17 protein-coding genes and 1 pseudogene are annotated in these 20353 nt (G+C 65.9%); 12 read left to right on the top strand and 6 right to left on the bottom strand.

Annotation, left to right across the window (positions count from 1 at the left end):
• The first annotated feature begins 207 nt into the window (after positions 1 to 207).
• Entirely contained in the window at positions 208 to 3753 is a 3546-nt protein-coding gene (locus tag EO156_RS04935; protein WP_016849254.1) for an ATP-binding protein, read from the top strand.
• Between the two features lie 75 nt (positions 3754 to 3828).
• On the opposite strand, the gene mdtD is transcribed toward EO156_RS04935, so the two are convergent.
• The 5 genes from mdtD to EO156_RS04960 form a co-directional block, all read right to left on the bottom strand.
• Positions 3829 to 5250, bottom strand: coding sequence for a multidrug transporter subunit MdtD (mdtD, locus tag EO156_RS04940; protein ID WP_016849255.1), 1422 nt, complete (start codon positions 5248 to 5250; stop codon positions 3829 to 3831).
• A gap of 357 nt (positions 5251 to 5607) precedes the next feature.
• Entirely contained in the window at positions 5608 to 6672 is a 1065-nt protein-coding gene (gene hemE / locus EO156_RS04945) for a uroporphyrinogen decarboxylase (RefSeq protein WP_029829281.1), read from the bottom strand.
• A gap of 14 nt (positions 6673 to 6686) precedes the next feature.
• Positions 6687 to 6941: a WGR domain-containing protein gene (locus tag EO156_RS04950; protein ID WP_005928169.1), complete on the bottom strand. Its 255-nt coding sequence runs from the start codon at positions 6939 to 6941 to the stop codon at positions 6687 to 6689.
• Positions 6942 to 7239: 298 nt separating this feature from the next.
• On the bottom strand, positions 7240 to 8352 hold the full coding sequence (aroB, locus tag EO156_RS04955; RefSeq protein ID WP_011051973.1) for a 3-dehydroquinate synthase: 1113 nt from the start codon (positions 8350 to 8352) through the stop codon (positions 7240 to 7242).
• Positions 8349 to 8891 carry a shikimate kinase gene (locus tag EO156_RS04960; RefSeq protein ID WP_005917545.1) on the bottom strand — a complete coding sequence of 181 codons (543 nt, stop codon included), beginning with the start codon at positions 8889 to 8891 and terminating at the stop codon, positions 8349 to 8351. The genes aroB and EO156_RS04960 overlap by 4 nt, the downstream gene beginning before the upstream one ends.
• A gap of 168 nt (positions 8892 to 9059) precedes the next feature.
• Here EO156_RS04960 and pdxH point away from each other — a divergent pair, with 168 nt between their 5' ends.
• From pdxH to EO156_RS05005, 9 genes are all read left to right on the top strand, one after another.
• The gene (gene pdxH / locus EO156_RS04965) at positions 9060 to 9659 is read left to right on the top strand and encodes a pyridoxamine 5'-phosphate oxidase (RefSeq protein ID WP_011051972.1); all 600 of its coding nucleotides are present in this window, start codon (positions 9060 to 9062) and stop codon (positions 9657 to 9659) included.
• A 183-nt stretch (positions 9660 to 9842) separates the two neighbouring features.
• A complete protein-coding gene (locus EO156_RS04970; RefSeq protein WP_003489526.1) occupies positions 9843 to 10259 on the top strand; it encodes a YjfI family protein in 417 nt (138 codons plus the stop codon).
• 12 nt (positions 10260 to 10271) lie between these two features.
• Positions 10272 to 11045 carry a PspA/IM30 family protein gene (locus EO156_RS04975; RefSeq protein ID WP_003489528.1) on the top strand — a complete coding sequence of 258 codons (774 nt, stop codon included), beginning with the start codon at positions 10272 to 10274 and terminating at the stop codon, positions 11043 to 11045.
• A gap of 25 nt (positions 11046 to 11070) precedes the next feature.
• Positions 11071 to 12153, top strand: a complete 1083-nt coding sequence (locus EO156_RS04980) for an ion channel (protein WP_016851401.1) — start codon at positions 11071 to 11073, stop codon at positions 12151 to 12153.
• The gene (locus EO156_RS04985) at positions 12150 to 12827 is read left to right on the top strand and encodes a YjfK family protein (protein ID WP_026007285.1); all 678 of its coding nucleotides are present in this window, start codon (positions 12150 to 12152) and stop codon (positions 12825 to 12827) included. Before EO156_RS04980 ends, EO156_RS04985 begins: the two co-directional genes overlap by 4 nt.
• A 37-nt stretch (positions 12828 to 12864) precedes the next feature.
• On the top strand, positions 12865 to 13269 hold the full coding sequence (locus EO156_RS04990) for a DUF350 domain-containing protein (RefSeq protein WP_003489536.1): 405 nt from the start codon (positions 12865 to 12867) through the stop codon (positions 13267 to 13269).
• Positions 13270 to 13281: 12 nt separating this feature from the next.
• Positions 13282 to 13854 carry a DUF1190 domain-containing protein gene (locus EO156_RS04995; protein WP_003489539.1) on the top strand — a complete coding sequence of 191 codons (573 nt, stop codon included), beginning with the start codon at positions 13282 to 13284 and terminating at the stop codon, positions 13852 to 13854.
• 1 nt (position 13855) lies between these two features.
• Positions 13856 to 15022 carry a glutathionylspermidine synthase family protein gene (locus EO156_RS05000; RefSeq protein WP_016851402.1) on the top strand — a complete coding sequence of 389 codons (1167 nt, stop codon included), beginning with the start codon at positions 13856 to 13858 and terminating at the stop codon, positions 15020 to 15022.
• 141 nt (positions 15023 to 15163) lie between these two features.
• Complete coding sequence (locus EO156_RS05005) at positions 15164 to 15487, top strand: hypothetical protein (RefSeq protein WP_235801493.1); 324 nt, start codon at positions 15164 to 15166, stop codon at positions 15485 to 15487.
• Positions 15488 to 15582: 95 nt separating this feature from the next.
• Here the strand turns inward: EO156_RS05005 and EO156_RS05010 are convergent.
• Positions 15583 to 16956: pseudogene (locus tag EO156_RS05010) on the bottom strand (MFS transporter).
• Positions 16957 to 17055: 99 nt separating this feature from the next.
• On the opposite strand from EO156_RS05010, the gene soxR reads away from it, so the two are divergent.
• Together soxR and EO156_RS05020 are read left to right on the top strand one after the other, a co-directional pair.
• The gene (soxR, locus tag EO156_RS05015) at positions 17056 to 17490 is read left to right on the top strand and encodes a redox-sensitive transcriptional activator SoxR (protein WP_026007284.1); all 435 of its coding nucleotides are present in this window, start codon (positions 17056 to 17058) and stop codon (positions 17488 to 17490) included.
• A gap of 236 nt (positions 17491 to 17726) precedes the next feature.
• Entirely contained in the window at positions 17727 to 19736 is a 2010-nt protein-coding gene (locus EO156_RS05020; protein ID WP_016851403.1) for a M1 family metallopeptidase, read from the top strand.
• The last annotated feature ends 617 nt before the right edge of the window (positions 19737 to 20353 follow it).

Here is a 20353-nt window from a genome sequence, read left to right on the forward strand (position 1 = left end):
CATTGTTGGGTCCGCTTCCCGCAAACCCTGTCGCGTGCAGTGGACTGACCAATGACCCTGCCGCACATGCGTCCTGCGGCCTGAGCGTACGCGCAGAACGCGCGCGGCGTGCTTGCCCGCACCGCGCGTGGCCCGCACTATGCGCCGACTTGTCGTGAAGTTGATCCGGTGCGCTTTCTATCCTGCTTGCCCCATCGGCTGCTCGCTGTGCTCTGGGTGTGCCTGTGTCTGGCAGTGCTTCCGGTGCAGGCGCGGACGCCCGCAACACCGGTGCCCATCCAGCTGACGATCGCCGACGGGCTGCCGTCGGACACGATCAATCAGCTGGCCGAGGACAAACAGGGATATCTGTGGCTTGCCAGCGATGACGGCCTGGCCAGATTCGATGGCCGCAACTACCGGATCTGGCGGATGGAAGATGGCCTGACCAGCAACGTGGTCTGGACCATCTGTGTCGATGCCAACGATCGGGTGTGGATGGGTTTCGAGGACGGCGGCGTCGGCTATCTGGAAGCGAACACGCGCACGTTCAAACGACTGGAAGATCCGCAGTTCCCGGAATTGCGCGACGCCACCCTGTGGTCATTGGCGCAAACGCCGGACGGCGATATCTGGATCGGCACCGCCAAGCAGGGCGTCTATCGTTACCGGCCCGACGGTCGCATGCAGCACTTTTCCGCCAAGGCCGGCGATGCCGGCAGCTTGCCGTCCGACAATATCGTTGGTCTGGAAGTTGCGCCCGACGGCGGCCTGTGGATCGGCACCTGGGGCGGGCTTGTGCACTGGAATGGTCGACGCCTGGAGCGCGTGCCGCTTCCGGGCCCGTCCCAGTCGGTCAACAGAATGTACAAGGAGCCCGACGGCAAGGCGCTATGGATTGCCGATTTCGACGGCAACCCCGTCCGGTTCAATACCGTCGGGCGGCCCACAGCCAGCCCCTGGCAAAGCGCTCCAGACACCGCGCAGGTCCGTGGCGTCCTGCTCCGTGATCGGCTCGGGCGCTACTGGCTGGATACCGCCACCGGCCTGGGTATGAGTACCGGCGATGGTGGCGTCGAACGCGTGCCGGTCTACAGTTTTTCAGCGCACGGTCTGGTCAACCGGAACTGGATCACCGCCTACCAGGACCGCGAAGGAGGTCTGTGGTTTGCCAGCCTGGAGGGCGGGCTGTGGCACCTGCCTCCACGCTGGGATACCTTCGCGCTGTTTTCGCATCGCGCAGACGATCCGCAATCGCTCGCCAACCCCTCGGTCGTTGCGACGGCGCCCTCGATCACGGGCGGGATCTGGCTGGTCGGCACGCGTGGAACCCTTGAGCATTTCGATCCCGTCACCGGCCGCGTCGAGTCCCGCCTGGCCTCGGTCGATCCAGAACGCATTCCCGATACCGTCATCGAAAGCAGGCGGGGAACGGTCTGGATTGGCGTGCAGGAAAGGCTGGTTCGATACAACCCGCAGACAGGCGAGGTCAGGCGTTGGCCACTGCTCGGGCACAAGGAGTCCGCAGCCGATCTCGAAGATGTCGGCAGGCCTGGCAGGATGGCCGAAGATGCACAAGGCCGCATCTGGGTGGCGCTGCTCACGCACGGGGTGCAGCTGTGGAGCAGCGAGGGCCAGCTGCTCAGGACGCTCGACTATGGAAGCCATGGGCTGAAGGCGTTGACTGTTCTGGACATGCGGATCGGGCCGGATGGGCAGATCTGGCTGAGCAACAATGCCGGGCTGTGGCGATGGGATCCGCATGCCGACCAGTTCGTTCCGGTCCGCGGTGCGCCGTCCCTGCCGACCTATGTGTTTCGCCAGGGAGATGGCGGCATCGTCTGGATCGGATTGGCCGGACAATTGCGGCGCTATCTCTGGGACGGCAAGCAGCTCACGCACCTGGATACGGTGGGAAAGGACCAGGAATTTCCGATGGTCTCGCCGACCGGCCTGGTGATCGATGCCGGTGGCGTGGCCTGGGTCTCCAGTCATCGTGGGCTGATTCGGGTCGACCCCGGCAGCAAGCTGGTGCGTGTGTACGACGTGCACGACGGACTTCCCAGTTCGCCCCTGCAGGTGGCCACGCTGGTGCAGGCAAGCACGGGGCAGATCCTGGGCGGCACATCCGACGGCATCGTGGTGTTCGATCCGGCCACGATGCGTCCGAATCTGCGCCGACCGCAGCTGTTGATCGAACGTGTCAGCCTGCGACGCGGCGAGCGCGAACTGGATGTCACCGGCAAGGCGCCGCTGCAAGTGCAGGACGGCGATCGCGACCTGCATATCGTGGCGCGCATGCCCACGTTTACCAATCCCGAATCCACCAGTTACCGCTTCCGCCTCAGTGGCTACGATCCGGACTGGATCGACGTGGGCTCCACCGGCGAACGGTTGTTTTCGCGCCTGCCCTCCGGGCATTACACGCTGGAAGTGCAGGGGCGTACTGCAGATGGCATCTGGTCGGCCAGCCAGACATTACGTTTTCAGGTGTTGCCGCCATGGTGGCTGTCGCCATGGGGTTTAAGCCTGCTGGCCTTGCTGACGGTGTGCGTGGTCGCCGCCGCCATCTTGTTGTACCGCCGTCGGCTGCGGCGCCTGAATGCCTGGCAGCTGGCCGTGCACAAACAGGAGCTGGCCGAACAGGCGTCTTTGGCCAAGACGCGTTTTCTGGCGACGCTGGGTCACGAAGTGCGTACGCCGATGACCGGTGTGTTGGGCATGAGCGAATTGCTGCTCAAGACCACGCAGGACCCCACGCAGCGCAGCTACACCGAGTCGATCCGTCGTGCGGGGGCGCATCTGTTGCGGCTGGTCAACGATGCGCTGGATCTGGCGCGCATCGAATCGGGCCGGCTTGAACTGGATTTCCAGCCATTTTCGGTGCGTCAACTCGTGGCCGAGGTCGAAGCGCTGATGGCGCCGTTGGCGCAGGAGCGCGGGCTGCGTTTCAGCCTGGAAATCGGGCTGCTCGGCGACATCACCGCCAGCGGCGATTCCACCCGGATCCGGCAGATCCTGCTCAACCTGCTCAATAACGCGATCAAATTCACCGAGCGCGGCGTGGTCGCGCTGAAGCTGACCACGCTCGGTTCCTATCAAGGCCTGCGCTTCGAGGTTGCCGACACGGGCCCGGGCATCAATGCCGAACAGAAAGCGCGATTGTTCCAGCGCTTCGAACAGGGCGACGGCGCCCAGACCACGTCACGCTATGGCGGCAGTGGTCTGGGCCTGGCGATCTGTCAGGAGCTGGCGATGGCGATGGGCGGGCATATCGAGGTGATCAGCCGGCTCGGCGCCGGGACGCGCTTTGTGGTGGATCTGCCGCTGCGCTGGGTGGCGTCGAATGCGACGCTGGACGGCGAGGTGGCGCATGCCGCCAGCCCCGTCGATCCGCAGCGCATCCTGCTGGTGGAAGACGACCCGACCATCGCCGAGGTCATCATCGGCCTGCTGCGCGCGCAGGGGCATTCGGTGGTGCATGCGCCGCACGGACTGGCGGCGTTGACCGAAGCGGCCGACAACACGTTCGATCTGGCATTGCTGGATCTGGACCTGCCCGGGCTGGATGGCTTTGCGTTGGCGCGGCAGTTGCGCGTGTTCGGTTACGACATGCCGCTGGTGGCGGTGACCGCACGCTCGGACGAAGCCGCCGAACCGAACGCGCAGGAAGCCGGGTTCGACAGTTTCCTGCGCAAGCCGCTCACCGGCGACATGCTGGCCGACACCATCGCCGAAGCATTGCGGCGCGAACGCCCGCGCGAGCAGATCTAGAGCCGTGCACCGCAGTTGAAATCGCACACGGCGCTGCGCTGGCGCGCGGCGCTGGTCGATGGCGCAGCGGCCGCGTCATTCGGCGACTTCTTCCACCTGCCTGGGATGTGGCCGCGTCTCGGCCAACTGCCAGAAGATCAGCGTCGACGACAAGGTGATGCCACCGACGCACAGGAAGGTTGCATGCAATGCGGCAGTGGCGCCGTGGCTGTCGCCCAGATGCGTGTTGAAGGCGGCCAGCAGACTGCCCGCTGCCGCCGCGCCGAACCCGGTGGCCAGCATCATCACCATCGACAGCAGGCTGTTGCCGGGGCTGGCTTGGTCCCGGTCCAGATCGCGCAGGGTCACGGTGTTCATGACCGTAAATTGCAGTGAATTGACCGCGCCGAAGCAGGCCAGCTGCACCAGCCGCAGCCATAGCGGCTGGCCGACATCGACCAGCGCGAAGCTCGCCATCGCCAGGCCCACCAGCACGGTGTTGAGCATCAGTACGCGCCGATAGCCGAAGCGTCCCACCAGCTTGACCGCCGCGCGTTTGGCGGCCATGCCGGCCAGCGCCACTGGCACCATCATCAGCCCGGCATTCATCGGGCTCATGCCCAGGCCCACCTGCAACAGCAACGGAATCAAGAACGGCATCGAGCCGCTGCCCACGCGTGCGAACAGGTTGCCCAGAATGCCGATGCGATAGCTGGCTACCTTAAACAAGGCCAGCGGAAACAACGCCGCCGGCGTGCTGGCCGCATGCAACCAGTAACCGGCCAACGCGGCCAGCCCGCCGATTGCCAGCAGCATGACGAAGGCGTGGCGCAGGCCGAGTTCGGAGATGCCGTCCAACGCCAACGACAGTGCCACCATGCCGAACGCCAGCATCAGATAGCCGATCAGATCGAAGCGCTGGCGCGCATCGCCGTAGTGGTCGGGCATGATCTTCAGCGCAGCGATGAAACCGATCACGCCAATCGGCAGGTTGATCAGGAACACCCAATGCCACGAGGCGACTTCCACCAGCCAGCCGCCCAGCGTGGGGCCGACGAGTGGGCCGATCAATGCGGGAATCGCGATGAAACTCATCGCGCGCAGGAAGTCGGCGCGCGCCACGGTCTTGAGCACTGCCAGCCGGCCCACCGGCAGCAGCATCGCCCCACCGATGCCCTGCACCACGCGCGCGGCCACCAGTTGTGGCAGCTGTTGCGCGGCCGCGCACAGCAGCGAGCCCAGCGTGAACACGATGATCGCCACCAGGAAGGTGCGCCGCGTGCCGAAGCGGTCGGCAATCCAGCCCGAGGCGGGGATGAACATCGCCACCGCCAACGCATAGCTGAAGACCACCGACTGCATCTGCAGAGGGCTTTCGTGCAGGCTGCGCGCCATCGACGGCAACGCCGTATTGACGATGGTCGCATCCAGCATCTGCATGAAGATGGCCAGCGATACCAGCCACAGCAGCGGCTTGATGGTGGCGTAGGCGCGCGAGGTGGGGACGGGTTGAGACATGGGGGCTTGGCCGGAGGAACGCTGCATTATCGCTTCCCTGCTGTGCACGGCGCGGAACGCTGTGTGCGACCCCAGGCATGCCTGCCCCGGCAGCCTGCGCCGTGATGCAGGCGCAACGCCGACGGTACACGCGCAGCCACATCGGGTTATCGCATCGGTGGCCTTGGGTGCAGGTGTGAATCGCGCGATGCGTTTCCATGGCACGACGCGTCCGCCACCGATATGCCGGCAGGCGGAGCGAACATGCAGATCCAGCGGGCCGATTCAGTTGCGCAATAGGTGACCCAGCAGTGCCAAGGTGCGCATGGGCACGGGCATTGGCTGGGCCCGTGTAACCCGGCCCGCGCGATGGCGCACCTAGCGCCTGCTCAAGCTCTGCACCGCCTCCACCAGCACACCCACGTGCTCGGGATTCATATCCGGCGACATGCCGTGGCCGAGGTTGAAGACATGGCCTTCGCGCGAGCCGCCATTGCCCTGGGCGTAGCTGTCCAGGGTCTTGCCGACTTCGGCGCGGATCGCTTCGGGCGAGCCGTACAGGGTGGCCGGGTCCAGGTTGCCCTGCAGCGCGACGCGGCCAGCGGCGCGCTGGGCGGCGTCGGCCAGCGCGATGGTCCAGTCCACGCCTACCGCTTCGGCGCCGCTGGCGGCCAGCTCGCTGACGTAGGCCCCATTGCCCTTGCCGAACAGCACCAGCGGGGTGCGCTCGGCCCCGGTGCCACGTTCCAGCTCACGCGCGATGCGAGTGAGGTAGGGCAGCGAGAATTCGCGGTACATCGCCGGCGAGAGCACGCCGCCCCAGGTGTCGAACACCTGCAGCGCCTGCGCGCCTGCAGCGCGTTGGGCGGCCAGGTAGGCGATCACCGCGTCGGTGACGGTGCCGAGCAGGTGATGCAGCAGCTCCGGCGCGTTGAAGGCCATGGCCTTGATGCGTGCGTATTCCTTGCTGCCGCCGCCTTCGATCATGTAGCAGGCCAGCGTCCACGGGCTGCCGGAGAAACCGATCAACGGCACCGAGCCGTCCAGTTCGCGGCGGATCACGCGCACCGCGTCCATCACGTAGCGCAGCTCGGTTTCCATGTCCGGCACGCCCAGGTGGTGGATCGCGGCGGCATCGCGCACCGGGTGGCGGAACTTGGGGCCTTCGCCTTCGACGAAATACAGCTCCAGGCCCATCGCATCGGGAATGGTGAGGATGTCGGAGAACAGGATCGCGGCATCCAGCGGGAAGCGCTGCAGCGGCTGCAGGGTGACTTCGCAGGCGATGTCCGGATTCTTGGCCATGCCCAAAAAACTGCCGGCGCGCGCCCGCGTGGCGCGGTACTCCGGCAAATAGCGGCCGGCCTGGCGCATCAACCACACAGGGGTGCGGTCCACGGGCTGACGGTTGAGCGCGCGCAGCAGGCGATCATTCTTGAGCATGGGGAAGTGTGTCCTCAGCGCGGCGCGTCGTCGGCGCCGCCGGTGATGAGTTGGAAACCGCGTTTGAGTTGGGTGTCGCGCGCCTTGTCGAAGGCGCGGTCCGCTTCATCCTGTTGCAGGTACTGGTCGCGTCGCAGTTGCGTGCGTCCGCCGATCTCGCCGGTTTCGCGTAGCAATTCCCAGCCACCGAACAGATCCGGTTGCAGGGTCAGCTGGACGTAGCGGAGCGGCGCGTTACCGCCGGGATCGTGTTGTAGAAGGATGCGCATGCGGCCGATTGTAGCCGGGCGCTGCTGAAGGTTGAGAGCAGTGGCGCGTCCGGGTGTTCTGGTCGCGAAGGGAGCGTCGTTGGGCGTCCACGCTTGCCGGTGCGCTCCCGAGCGAGGTTCCGACCGCCGGTGCAGACGGTGGCAGGCAGGCAGTGGTAGGAGCGCACCTGGGCGCGATAGGGATTGATCGGGAAGGCCATCGCGCCCGGGGGCGCTCCCACAAATAGTGAGCGTCGTGGCGATCGACGGCAGCTGGGTGCGAGCGTCCAGCGTGCCGTGCCTTATCGGTCGGCTGGCCTTATCCCGCCAGGATCTCCAGCACCGCTGCCTCTTCCACATCCGGCACCACCTCGGCCTTGCCGATGCCGCGCCACAACACCAGGCGCAGGCGGCCGGCGATGTTCTTCTTGTCCAGGCGCATGCGCGCGAGCAGGGCCTGAGGGGTCAGGCCGGGCGGGATCTCGGTGGGCAGGTCGAAGTCGTGCAGCAAGGCGCGTAGCGTCTCGGTGTCCTGCACGTCGCTCATACCCAGCGCGGCCGACAGGCGCGCCGCCAGCACCATGCCCACCGCGACGGCCTCGCCATGGTTGAGGTTGTCGTTGCCGGGTGCGCCGTAGCCTTGCTCGGTTTCGATGGCGTGGCCGAAGGTGTGGCCCAGGTTGAGCAGGGCGCGCTCGCCTTTTTCCAGCGGGTCGCGCGCCACGATCTCGGCCTTGTGCTCGCAGCTGCGGGCGATGGCCTGCGCCAGCGCCGCTGCATCGCCATCGAGCAGGGCGCGGCGTTCGGCATGCAGCCACTGGAAGAACAGCGGGTCGCGGATGGCGCCGTACTTGATCACCTCGGCCAGGCCGGCGCGCAGTTCGCGTGCGGGCAGGGTGCGCAAGGTGTCGGTGTCGGCGATCACCGCGCGCGGCGGATGGAAGGCGCCGACCAGGTTCTTGCCCTGCGGGATGTCCACCGCGGTCTTGCCGCCGACCGACGAATCCACCATTGCCAGCAGGCTGGTGGGCAGTTGCACGCAATCCACGCCGCGCATCCAGCACGCCGCCGCAAAGCCGGCCAGGTCGCCGACCACGCCGCCGCCCAGCGCGAACACGCAGGCGTCGCGGGTGGCACCGAGTTCGGCCAGTGCGGTGATCGCAGAACCAAAGGTCTCCAAGGTTTTGGAGGCTTCGCCGGCGGCAATCACCAATTCGCCGACCTGCAGATCCGGCCGCGCGCGCGACAAGGCGGCGCGTACGCCGGCCGCGTAATGCGGAGCCACCTGCGAGTCGCTGAGCAGCAGCGCGTGGCGGCCGCGCACATGGCTGGCCAGGCGCGCACCGTCGGCCAGCAGGCCCGGGGCGATGGTGATGGTGTAAGGCTGCGCACCGTCGACATCGACGCTGCGCGAAGAACGGGAAAGTGTCATGCGGGGTTACTCGACATGCGCCATTGCGCGGCCAGGCGCAGCACCAGCTGCGCTGTGGCTTCGGCGGGGGAAAGATGATCGGTTTCCAGGCTGAGATCTGCGACCTGGTGGTACAGCGGCGTGCGGTGCGCGGCCATCGCATGCAGCACCTGCTCGCGGTCGGCGCGTTGCAGCAGCGGGCGATTGCGGTCGCGCGCCAGGCGTGTCAATTGCGCCGGCACACTGACATGCAGGTACACCACGAACCCACGCGCGCAGATGCGCTCGCGGTTGCGCGGATCCAGCACTGCGCCGCCACCGGTGGAAATCAGTTTGTTGTCCTGTTCCAGCAGCGCCTGCAGGGTTTCCGCCTCGTGCTGCCGAAACCTGGCTTCGCCATGCTGCTCGAAGATGGCCGGGATGCTGCTGCCCACCTGTTCGACGATGGCCTGGTCCACATCGACGAATTCCAGCCCGAAGCGCTCGGCCAGGCGACGGCCGATGCAGCTTTTTCCGGCGCCCATCGGGCCGACCATCACGAGATTGGGTGCGGGGTTCATGCGCAGGGATCGTAGCATTCACGCCATCGGGCCGGGCCGATGGCACGGCGCAATGGCTGTCCTCAACCACGCCAACCGCGTGCCGGTCCGGCGATTCGATCGCGCTGCATAGGCGAAGCGCGGGCGATGCGCCCACAATAGGCGTCCATCTGGCTGCCACGCACCGTCATGACCGATCTGTACGCAGAAGCCCTTGCCACCTTCGCCGCGCTGTATGCCGAGGCGCAGAACAGCGCCGAACTGGAAGCCAGCGCGATGACCGTGGCCACCGCCAACGTGGATGGCCGGCCGAGCGCGCGCACCGTGTTGCTCAAGGCCTTCGACGCGCGCGGGTTCGTGTTCTACACCCATCTGGACAGCGCAAAGGGCCGCGACCTGCAGACCCACCCGCAGGCGGCGCTGCTGTTCCTGTGGCGCAGCCTGCGCGAAGCCGGCATCCAGGTGCGCATCGAAGGCGGCGTGCAGCTGGTGAGCGCGGACGAATCCGATGCGTACTTCGCCTCGCGCCCGCGCATGAGCCAGATCGGCGCGTGGGCCTCGCGGCAGTCGCAGGCGCTGGGCTCGCGCGAAGAGTTCGATGCGGCCATTGCCAAGGTCGAAGCCACGTTCGCAGGGCGCGAGGTGCCGCGCCCGGATGGCTGGGGCGGGTTCCGGGTGGTGCCGCAGGCGTTCGAGTTCTGGTACGGCGCCAAGTTCCGTCTGCACGAGCGCTGGCGCTACGAGGCCGACGCGGCCAGCCATTGGAGCAAGCGGATGCTGTATCCGTGAGGCAGCCGCCCGGCATGGGGCGACACGCCAGCCAGCTGAACGGGCGGTTTGCTCGCCTGCCGCGCGCCTGACCAGCTGACTTTCGGCCCTTTCTGCCGGTCACGGGCAGTCTGTAGTATGTCCGGTCGCTGCAGGAGATTCGCTGCACCACCACCACGGCATGACCAAAGGACAGGACATCGTATGACGCAGTACACCACCGTCGAATTGCACGGCCTGCTGGCCGAGCGCTACCGTGGCCAGCCAATCCATGTCGAACTGATCGACGGCATGGAGCCGGCCATCAATCTCACCCTGGCCGACCACGGCGACATGCAGATCCAGGTTGCCGCTTCCGGCTCGCAGGTTTTCGTGTCCACGCTGCTGGCCCATGCCGAGCACGTCAACGACCGCGCCGCCTTCAACGACGCCTGCCTGCGCCTGAATCCGCTCAATCCCTTGTCCAACCTGGGACTGGTCCAGGTCGACGGCAAGGACCGTTATGTCGTGTTTGGCGAACTGTCGGCCTCCTCGACGCTCGACCAGATCGACGAAGAAATCCAGACCCTGGCGGCCAATACGTTGGATGCCGCCGAATCTCTCAAGCCGTTCTTTTCCTAAAGGCGTGTTGTCATGAGTATCTTTTCCAAGCTGATCACGCTGCTGCGTGGTACCGCGCACGAAACCGGCCAGAAGGCCGTCGACGCCAATGCGCTGCGCATCCTGGACCAGGAAATGCGCGATGCCGGCGCCCAGCTCACGCGCTCGCGCGAAGAGCTCACCAAGTTGATGGCGCAGAGCAAGCTGGCCCAGCAGAAGATCGATGCGCGCGCCGGCAAGATGGCCGAATATACGCGCTATATCGAAGGCGCGCTGGCCAAGAACGATGAAGCGCTGGCGCACGATGTGGCGGTCAAGCTGGCCGCGCTGGAAAGCGAGGACGCCGGCGACAAGGCTTCCAAGACCGCGCTGGACCAGTCGGTGGTGACGCTCAAGGCCACCATCCAGAAGACCGAGAACCAGCTGCGCGGCATGCGTCAGCAGATCGATACGGTCAAGGCCACCGATGCGGTGCAGAAGGCGCAGGCCGCCATTGCCGCGCGCCATTCCGGTGCCAGCAGCAAGATGGGCTCGGCGCTGGAATCGCTGGAGCGTATCAAGGCGCGTCAGGCCGAAACCTCGGCGCGCATCGAATCGGCCGAAGAACTCGAAGCGTCCACCGGCGATGGCGATCTCAATCGGCGCCTGGCGGCGGCTGGCCTGATGGAAGGCGAATCCAACGCCGCTGCGGTGCTGGCGCGCTTCAAGAAGCCGGCTGCGCAGCTCGGCCATGAGAACACCGGCGGCACCGCGCCACTGATTGGCCAGGTGCGCGACGTGCAGCAGGTTCCGCGCAGCGACAGCTGATCCATCGCACGGCACAGGATGCGCCATGATCATCGTTGGACGGCTGTTGCGGGTCCTGCGGCGCCACGTGCGCCGCGTCAGCTGGGGCACGGTGGCGCTGGCACTGCTGGCGCACATGGGGCTGAGCTGGTTGCTGCTGCTGTGGGCCGGCGAGCAGAAGCTCGTCGGCCTGGACGCGTTTCCGTACTACTACATGACCACTGCCACCACCATCGGCTACGGCGACCTGTCGCCGGGCTCGGTGACCGGGCGCTATATCGCCGCGTTCGTGTTGATGCCGGGCGCGGTGGCGTTGTTCGCCACGGTGCTGGCCAAGACCAGCGGGGTGCTCATCACTTTCTGGAGGCGCCACCACATGGGCAAGATGGCCTATGCCGATCTGCGCGGGCACACCATTCTGATCGGCTGGCAGGGCGCTGCCTCCACGCGCCTGCTGGAATTGCTGCTGTCCGATACCGCCACCGATGACGAAGGCGTGGTGCTGATTGCCGAGGGCGTGGCGGAAAATCCGATGCCCGACCACATGCGCTTCATCGTCGCCGAGTCGTACACGCATACCGAGGTGTACCTGCGGGCCGGCATTGCCGGCGCGGCGCGGGTGATCGTCAACCCGCCCTCCGACGACCAGACCCTGGCGGCGGTGTTCGCGTTGATGGCGCATGCGCCGGCCGCGCATATCGTGGCGCACTTCGATTCGGCCAGCGCGGCGCGATTGGTCAACTGCCATTACCCAGCCATCGAGTGCACGCGTCCGATGACCGCCGAGATCCTGGCACGTGCGGCGCAGGATCCGGGCAGTGCGGCGATCACCGCCGAGCTGCTGTCGGTAGACGATGGCCCCACCCAGTTCAGTCTTGCAGTGCCTGCGAGTGTGCAACCACTGGATTACAGCCGGCTTGCTGCCGATTTCGGCCAGCGTGGCGCATTGCTGCTGGGCCTGCGCGCGCCCGACGGCGCGTTGCGCTTGAACCCGCCAGCACGTACCGCCGTCGCCGCAGGTGCCATGCTGTATTACCTGGCCGAGCAGCGCGTGCCGGCGCACGCCATCGCCTGGCAGGCCCTGCGCAGCGAGGCCGCTTCCCTTCCCCCATCGCCACAAGGTGTCTGACGATGAGTTTTTTCAGCAAGTTGTTCGGTCAACCGCAACCGCCGCCGCTGCCCACGTCCGGGAGTGGCGCGATCGGTCACACGCTGCCGCTGGGGCTGCGTGTCGGTGGCCAGGTGGAGATCGACACCACCCTGTACCGCATGGCGCCCGAGGCCATGACCGCCGAGTTGCCGGGCGGGCATCAGGGCATTCCCTGCTACGGTCACGTCAATCTGGGCGATGGCTATGCGCTGCATCGGTTCTATCTGGACGACGATGCGTTCCTGCAGGTCACCACCGTGGGGGGGGATCTGGAAGCGATGAAGGCCTTCGTGTATTGCGAGACGGTGAACCCGCCCAGCAAGCAGGCGTTTCAGGAGTTCGTCATGCAGCACCCGCATCTGGGTGCGGCGCAGATCGAGTACGCCGGCAAACACTGGCAGCGCGCAACGCAATCCACCGATGACGCGTCACGGATTCCGCCGATCGCCTACGACGAAGTGTTGTACCGCTACCAGCCGCCGCGCCGCGATGGCGATCTGACCCATTACGCCATGCTCTACAGCCGCGATGTGCCGGAGTTGCAGCGCGAAGAATTCCTGCTGGTGACCGGCGAAGATTCCGGCCCCAACGAATTCTGCGTCACCTATGCGGTCGGTATCGATGTCACCGTCGCCGATCTGGATATCACCTGAGCGCACGCGCGCGTCTTCCACCCACCTTGGTCCTGTCATGAACCCGATCAATCTGCAGAGTTTTCTCGCGTTTCTTTCCTATTTCGGTACCGGCCTGGGGGTGTTGATCGTCTCGGTGGTGCTGGTGACCCTGGTCACCCCGCACAAGGATTTCACCTTGCTGCGGCAGGGCAATGTGGCGGCGGCGACTGCGCTGGCCGGCAACCTGATCGGCGTGGCGCTGCCGCTGCATTCGGCCATCACCCATTCGGTGAGCCTGATCGACGCCCTGATCTGGGGCTTGGTGGCCTGCGGCATCCAGGTGGTGGCCTACCTGCTGGCCAATCTGGTGGCCGGGCGCATCTCGCGGCAGATCACCGACAACATCACCGCCGCCGGTATCTTTTCGGCCGGCGTGTCGATCGCAGTGGGGCTGATCAACGCCGCCGCGATCACGCCGTAACGGAGCGCAGGCATGAAGCGATCACGCAATCTCAAACTCACCTTGATGGCCGCGCTGCCGGCCGCCTTCGTCACCGGCTGCGGCTCGGAGCCGGAGACCGGTGTGGTGCTGCAGTCGGCCTCGGACTGTTACCAGATCAAGCAGGAACAGTCCGATATCCAGCAATGCCTCAAGGCCTACGACGAGGCGGTGGCCAAGCATCAGCAGGCCGCGCCGCGCTTCACCACGCGCTACGAGTGCGATGCGCAATTCGGCAGCTGCACCGCAATCACCAATCCGCAAGGGCAGCAGAGCTGGATCCCGCCGATGGGCGGGTTCCTGCTGGGTTACGCCCTGGGCAATATGAGCGGCGGCGGTTATCGCTATGGCGGCTCGATTCCGCTGTACCGCGATTACCGTAGCGGCGGTTACTACAAGCCCAATGGCGATCTGGCCAGCAACCGCATTGGCACGGTCCGTGGGCGCAGCGGCGCCATCGACATGCCCACGCGCGCCATCACCGTGTCGCGTTCGGGCTTCGGTTCCAGCGCGGCCGCGCGCAGTTCGTTCGGCAGCGGCGGCCGCAGCTCGGGCTTCGGCGGCTGACATGCAACGCATCCTGATCCCCGAACGCGCGGATTGGCGCTCGCAGGCCGAATCGCTGGGCTTCCACTTCCACACCATCGACGGCGAGCCGTATTGGGACGAAAGCGCCTACTACGCGTTTTCGTTGCGTCAGATCGAAGACGACATCGAAGCGCCCACGCAAGAGTTGCACGACATGGCGATGCAACTGGTGGACGAGGTGGTGGGCTCGGAAGCGCTGATGACCCGGTTGGCCATCCCGCCGTTCTACTGGGACTGGATCGCCAGCTCCTGGAAAGCGCGCGACCCGCATCTGTATGGCCGCATGGATCTGGCGTATTCGGGCGATGGCCCGGCCAAGTTGTACGAACTCAATTACGACACCCCGACATCGCTCTACGAATCGGCCTACTTCCAGTGGTTGTGGCTGGAACAACAGATCGCCAGCGGCGCGCTGCCCAAGGGGACCGATCAGTACAACCTGATCCAGGACCTGCTGTGCGAAACCCTGGGCGCGCTGGCCGTGGATGGCGCGATCGGCGCGCAGATGCATTTTGCGGCGGTGCGCGATTCGCTGGAGGACCGCGCCACCGTGCGCTATTTGCGCGACTGTGCGCATCAGGTGGGCATCAGCACCGAGGAAGTGGCCATCGAAGACATCGGCCTGAGTGCCGAAGGCTGGTTCACCGACGAACAGGATCGGGTGATCCATACGCTGTTCAAGCTGTATCCGCTGGAATTCATGATGGAAGAACGCTTCGGGCCGGCATTGATCGCCGACCGGGTGCGCCTGATCGAACCGGCATGGAAATCGGTGTTGAGCAACAAGGGCATCCTGCCGCTGCTATGGGACCGCCATCAGGGCCACCCGAATCTGCTGCCCGCCCGTTTCGCGCAGGCCGGCGAGGCGCCGAGCGCAGGCTGGGTGCGCAAGCCGTTGCTCTCGCGCGAGGGGGCCAACATCGCGCTGGTCACGGCGCAAGGCGAGACCGCGCACACCGATGGTCCGTACGTGGATGGCCCCGCAATTCTGCAGGCGCATCACCCGCTGCCGGTGTTCGACGGGCGCCATGCGCTGGTAGGAAGCTGGGTTGTCGCGGACCGTCCTGCCGGACTGGGCATGCGCGACGACGATGGCCCGATCACCCGCGACACCTCGCGCTTCGTGCCGCACGTCATCACGGATTGACACCCGGCCGAAGGTACATCGCCACCGCGAGGTGGCGGTGTCATGCGTGTGATCCGAGCTTCTTTTGCGTCACACCTAGAAGCGGGTTTGGGACTGGCCAGCGCGTTGTCGGCAGCGGCAACGCCACTGCGCTGGCCCCGCTTGTCGCGCCTGACACATGCGCCAGCGGGGCGCAAGGCCTCGGGCGCATGCAAGGCGACGCATCTTTTCCACACCCCCTGTGGATGGACGTTGCACAAGGCTGTGGACAAGTGTGCGCAGGCCCTGGCCTGCAACGCTGTCAAGATGGGTGGCGAAAAAATGACCAGCCGGTTGCGAGAGGCTTTCGTCCTTCGCGATCACTGCGATCCCGGCAGGATCGGCAAAGTGGTCGGCGCTGGCGTCGTTGCGATGGTCAGGCCGGCATCGAGCGATGCCCGACATGCGGTGAACCTGGAGATCACGTCGGTCGTTCCGACCCGCTAGGCCATGCATGTCATTCGCGTGCTGCCATCGACCAGCCATGTTGCCTCGGCAATCGCGGTGCGGTCACGTCGATGCCCGCGTTCACGCGGACGAAGTCACACCCGCCGCGCCACAAAAAGGCTCGCCACCGCCAGCAACCACGCCAACACGAACACGCTCAGGTAGGCGGCGCGCGTGGCCGATGTCAGCAGCGCAGCGAACAATGCGCCCGCTAACGCCAAGGTGGCCGCCACCGCGATGGCTTCGCTCAGTTGCAAGGCAGAGCTGTTGGCGCCTTGCTGCGCCGGTGGCGACAGCGACAGCAGCACCACCGACAGGCTGGGATACAGCAGGCCCATGCCCAGGCCGGTCAGCGCCCAGCCGGCAATTGCCAACGTCACAGGAATCGCCGGCCACACCGCACCTGAGCTGATCGCAATGCCCAGTGTCATCGACAGCGCGCCGCTCCTGAGCAGGCGAGGGCGCGACCAACCGGCGCGGCTGTGGCCCTGGTACCACGAGCCACCGAACCAGCCCAACGCACCCACGCTCAGTGCCGCGCCGGCCAGCAGCGGCGAAAGTCCGCGTTCGCGCTACAGCAGTAGCGGCAAAAAGGCTTCAAAGCCGAAGAAGGCGGCCGCAGCGATGCCACGCAGCGCGATCACGCTGGGCAACCCGCGCGCAAGCCGCAACGTGCCAGCCGGTAGCAGGCGCCAGGCGCAATACGCGGCGAGCAACAAGGCCGGCAGCATGGCGCCCGGTGCCAGCATGCCGTGCAGTTGGCCGCCCAGATACACGCCAAGCACGCCCACCGCCGCTCCGATAGCCCAGCCCATCGAAGCGGTTGGCGCGTCGGAACTGTCGCGTGTCCAGGTCTGCCCGCGCAGCGCTGGCCACAGCAGTAATCCAGCCGGAATCGCCAACAGTGGCACCGACAAAAATACCCAGCGCCAGCCCAGGTGCTGCACGATCAATCCGCTGATGCCCGGCCCGATCAACGATGGCACCACCCAGCCGCCCGAAAACGCGGCGAACACGCGCGGGCGCAAGACCTCGGGGTACAGCCGCCCGACGATGACGTACAAGGCCACCGAATAGGCGCCGGCCCCCAGGCCCTGCAGCAGGCGCCCGACGATCAACATCGGCATGCTCGGTGCCAGGCCGGCGACCAGCAGGCCGACCACAAAGCACAACAGGCCGGCAGCCAACGCACCGCCAGGACCGCGACGGTCGCTCCAGCGCCCGGCCGCCGTCATCCCAATCACGCTGGTGGCCAGCGCGCCGCCGAACGCCAACGCATACAGCGGCAGCCCGTTCAACTCGCGCGCCACCGTCGGCATGGCGGCGGCAACCGCCAGCGACTCGAACGCATTGAGCGACACCAGCGCCACCATGCCCAGCGTCGCCGCGCGGTAAGGCGCGGCCAGGATGGAGGTGGGCTGCGCTTCGATGGGCAGCGCTGCGGCAGTGATCGGTCTCTCGGTGGGCATCGAACATCCAGGAACCAAACGTGTGTAGAGGCGCGACCGGTACTTGCACCGGTGATGGCCGCGCAGCATCCTGCCTCAACCTAAGTTGAGGTCAAGGCAATGCAACGTGAGTTGTCCGTGGGCGAGGTCGCCAAGCGCAGTGGTGTGGCGGTGTCGGCGCTGCACTTCTACGAGCGCAAAGGCTTGATCAGCAGCCTGCGCACTGCCGGCAACCAGCGCCGTTATGCGCGCGATGTGCTACGGCGGATCGCGGTGATTCGCGTGGCGCAGCGACTGGGCGTGCCGTTGCAGCAGGTGCTCGATGCCTTCTCCGTGTTGCCGGATCAACGCACGCCGACGCGTGCGGAGTGGGCGCGCATGTCGGCGCGCTGGCGGGGCCAGCTGGACGCGCGCATCAACGAACTGCAGGCCTTGCGCGACCAGCTCACCGACTGCATCGGCTGCGGCTGCCTATCGCTGCGTCGCTGCCGCCCGAGCAATCCGGACGATGCCATGGGCCACAGCGGTGACGGGGCATTGCGGTTGGGGGCCTGAGTGGCGGAGTAGGTCGGCCTGGCCAAGCGGTCCATCGCACCGGGCTATGCCAGGGGTTGGTGGACCGGCGCGGAGACGGTCTGCGCGTGTGATGCGTGGCTGGCGCTCCAGCAGAGCAGAGCATCCGTCGGCGCCATGTCCGAGACCTCAGGCAGCCGCAACCGGGACCAATGGCATTCCCGCGCACGTCAAAGTGCGCCGTAGGATGGGAATCCCCTTCCGCCGCAGGATTTCGCATGACCCCCACCGTGCGCCGATCACTCACCGTTGCATTGTCGCTGGCCTGCGTCACCGCGCCGGCGCTTGCCGCTGCCGCGCCAGCCAGCGCCGCCACAGCCGCTACGCCTGCTCCGGCAAGCGTGTTCGATCCGCTGGCCTTATTCGCACCCCTGCAATTGCCCGACGCCCCGAACGCCTACCGCAGCGGCAGCGGTGTGCCCGGCCCGGCGTTCTGGCAGAACCGCGCCGATTACGATCTCAGCGCCAGCATCGACCCGGCGACGCATACGCTCAGCGGCGAGGCCGCCATCACCTATACCAACCACAGCCCCGACACGCTGGACGTGTTGTGGCTGCAACTGGACCAGAACATTTACCGCGTCGATGCGCGCGCTGCCGCCAGCCGGCCGCTCAAGCGCAAAGAGTTCACCGATGGCATGCAGATCGCCAGTGTCGAGATCGATCAAGGCGGGCGCCGCCAGTCAGCGCACTTCATCGTCGACGACACCCGCATGCGGGTGGATCTGCCGCAGCCGTTGGCCGGGCAGGGCAAGGCGCTCACCGTACACATCCGGTACCGCTACACGATTCCCGGCACCTGGGGCGGGCGCACGGCGGTGAGTGCCAGCAAGCAAGGCGAAATCTACGAGATTGCGCAGTGGTACCCGCGCATGGCGGTGTACGACGATCTGCGTGGCTGGGACACGCAACCGTATCTGGGATCGGAGTTCTACCTGGAGTACGGCAATTTCGACTATGCAGTGACCGTGCCGGAGGGCTTTCTGGTCGCCGGCTCCGGTGCGCTGACCAATCCGCAGGACGTGCTCAGTCGCACCGAGCAGCAACGCCTGGAGCAAGCACGCAGCAGCGACCGCACCGTGCTGATCCGCACGCCTGCCGAGGTAACCGCACATGCGGCCAAGCCGGCGGGCAAGGGCACGCAAACCTGGCGCTTCCACATGGACCACACCCGCGACGTCGCATTTGCCGCATCGCCGGCGTTCGTCTGGGATGCGGCGCGCATCAATTTGCCGGGCGGCAAGCACGCGCTTGCGATGTCGGTGTACCCGGTGGAGGGCGTGGGCGCAGACAAGTGGAACCGCTCTACCGAATACGTCAAAGGCGCCATCGAGCATTTTTCGCAGTGGTATCCGTACCCGTGGCCGGCAGCGATCAACCTGGGCGGCTATGGCGCCGGCATGGAATATCCAGGCATCGTCTTCGATGGTTTCGAAGACGGCGGCAAGGACCTGTTCTGGATCACCGCGCACGAAATCGGCCACACCTGGTTCCCGATGATCGTCGGCTCCAACGAGCGCCGGCATGCGTTCATGGATGAAGGTTTCAATACCTTCATCGACGTGTATGCATCGGATGCGTTCAACCAGGGCGAATACGCGCCCAAGCGCGATTCGGAATACGCGCCCAAAGGCGGCAACCCGGTCGACGAAATCCTCCCGCTGCTGGCCGACACCCGTGCGCCGACGTTGATGGACAATGCCGATTCCACCAGCGAGACCTATCGCCATCCGCTGACCTACTTCAAGGGCGCACTGGGCCTGGTGCTGTTGCGCGAGCAGATCCTGGGTCCGGCGCGTTTCGATCCTGCGTTTCGCAAATACATCGCCACCTGGGCCTACAAGCATCCCACGCCGTCGGACTTTTTCCGGCTGATGGAAAGCGAAAGCGGTGAGGACCTGTCCTGGTGGTGGCGCGGCTGGTATCTCAACAATTGGCAGCTGGACATGGGCATCGCCGACGCGCATTACGTCGACCACGACCCGGCCAAGGGGGTGCAAGTCACATTGCGCAGCCGGCAGAAGCTGGTGATGCCGGCGACCCTGCGTGCGGACCTGGCCGATGGCAGCCACCTGGACCGGCGCGTGCCGGTGGAAACCTGGCTACAGACCGCCACGCCCACGCTGACCTTGCCGACCACCCAGAAAGTGCTGCACGTCACCTTGGACCCGGACCATGTGCTGCCAGATGCCGACCGCAGCGACGCGCGCGTAGACGTGACCGGCTGAGCATCGCGCGAGCGAGGGTGCCGACGTGGCCGTAGCGCGGTCGCGTCGGTGGCTGCGTGCGGCAACCGCCGACGAAAACGGGAACAAGCGCCTGCGTTGATCACCGGGCGAGCGCAGCAGTCGCCCGGCATCGATCGGCAGCAGACGACGTGGCTCCTGTGCGATGAGGATGGGTTCGCCCGACGACGACTGACTGCGTATGTCAGCTGCCCAAAGCCGCGCAGTCGATTGAGAAGAAGGTTGGCAGGGATATGTGTAAGAAAACAGCCAAAAGTGAGCTAACCCGCTGTCAGCAAAGGGCATTAACACGAATCCCTGCCGACTCTCAGCATGGTCACACACTGAACTGCTATCTGGCGCGGTACTGAGCAGCCATGTCGGCCATTACGTCTTTCGGATAGCAAAGGGGCGCGTAACCGCCGCCACGGCTATATGCGCTCCTACCGCCACAGCTGCTTCAATTACGCGCTGTGTTATAGGGGCAAGAACAGTTGCCTGTATGATACGCCCAGGGTTCCGTAGACACTCAAGACCCTCGTTGCGCGTAGCGCCGTTCAAACTCTACAGGGGACAGGTCGCCAGTTGAACCATGACGGCGTTGTGGGTTGTAGAACATC

The sequence above is a fragment of the Xanthomonas sp. DAR33341 genome (assembly GCF_003992815.1).
Taxonomy (GTDB): Bacteria; Pseudomonadota; Gammaproteobacteria; order Xanthomonadales; family Xanthomonadaceae; genus Xanthomonas; species Xanthomonas cissicola.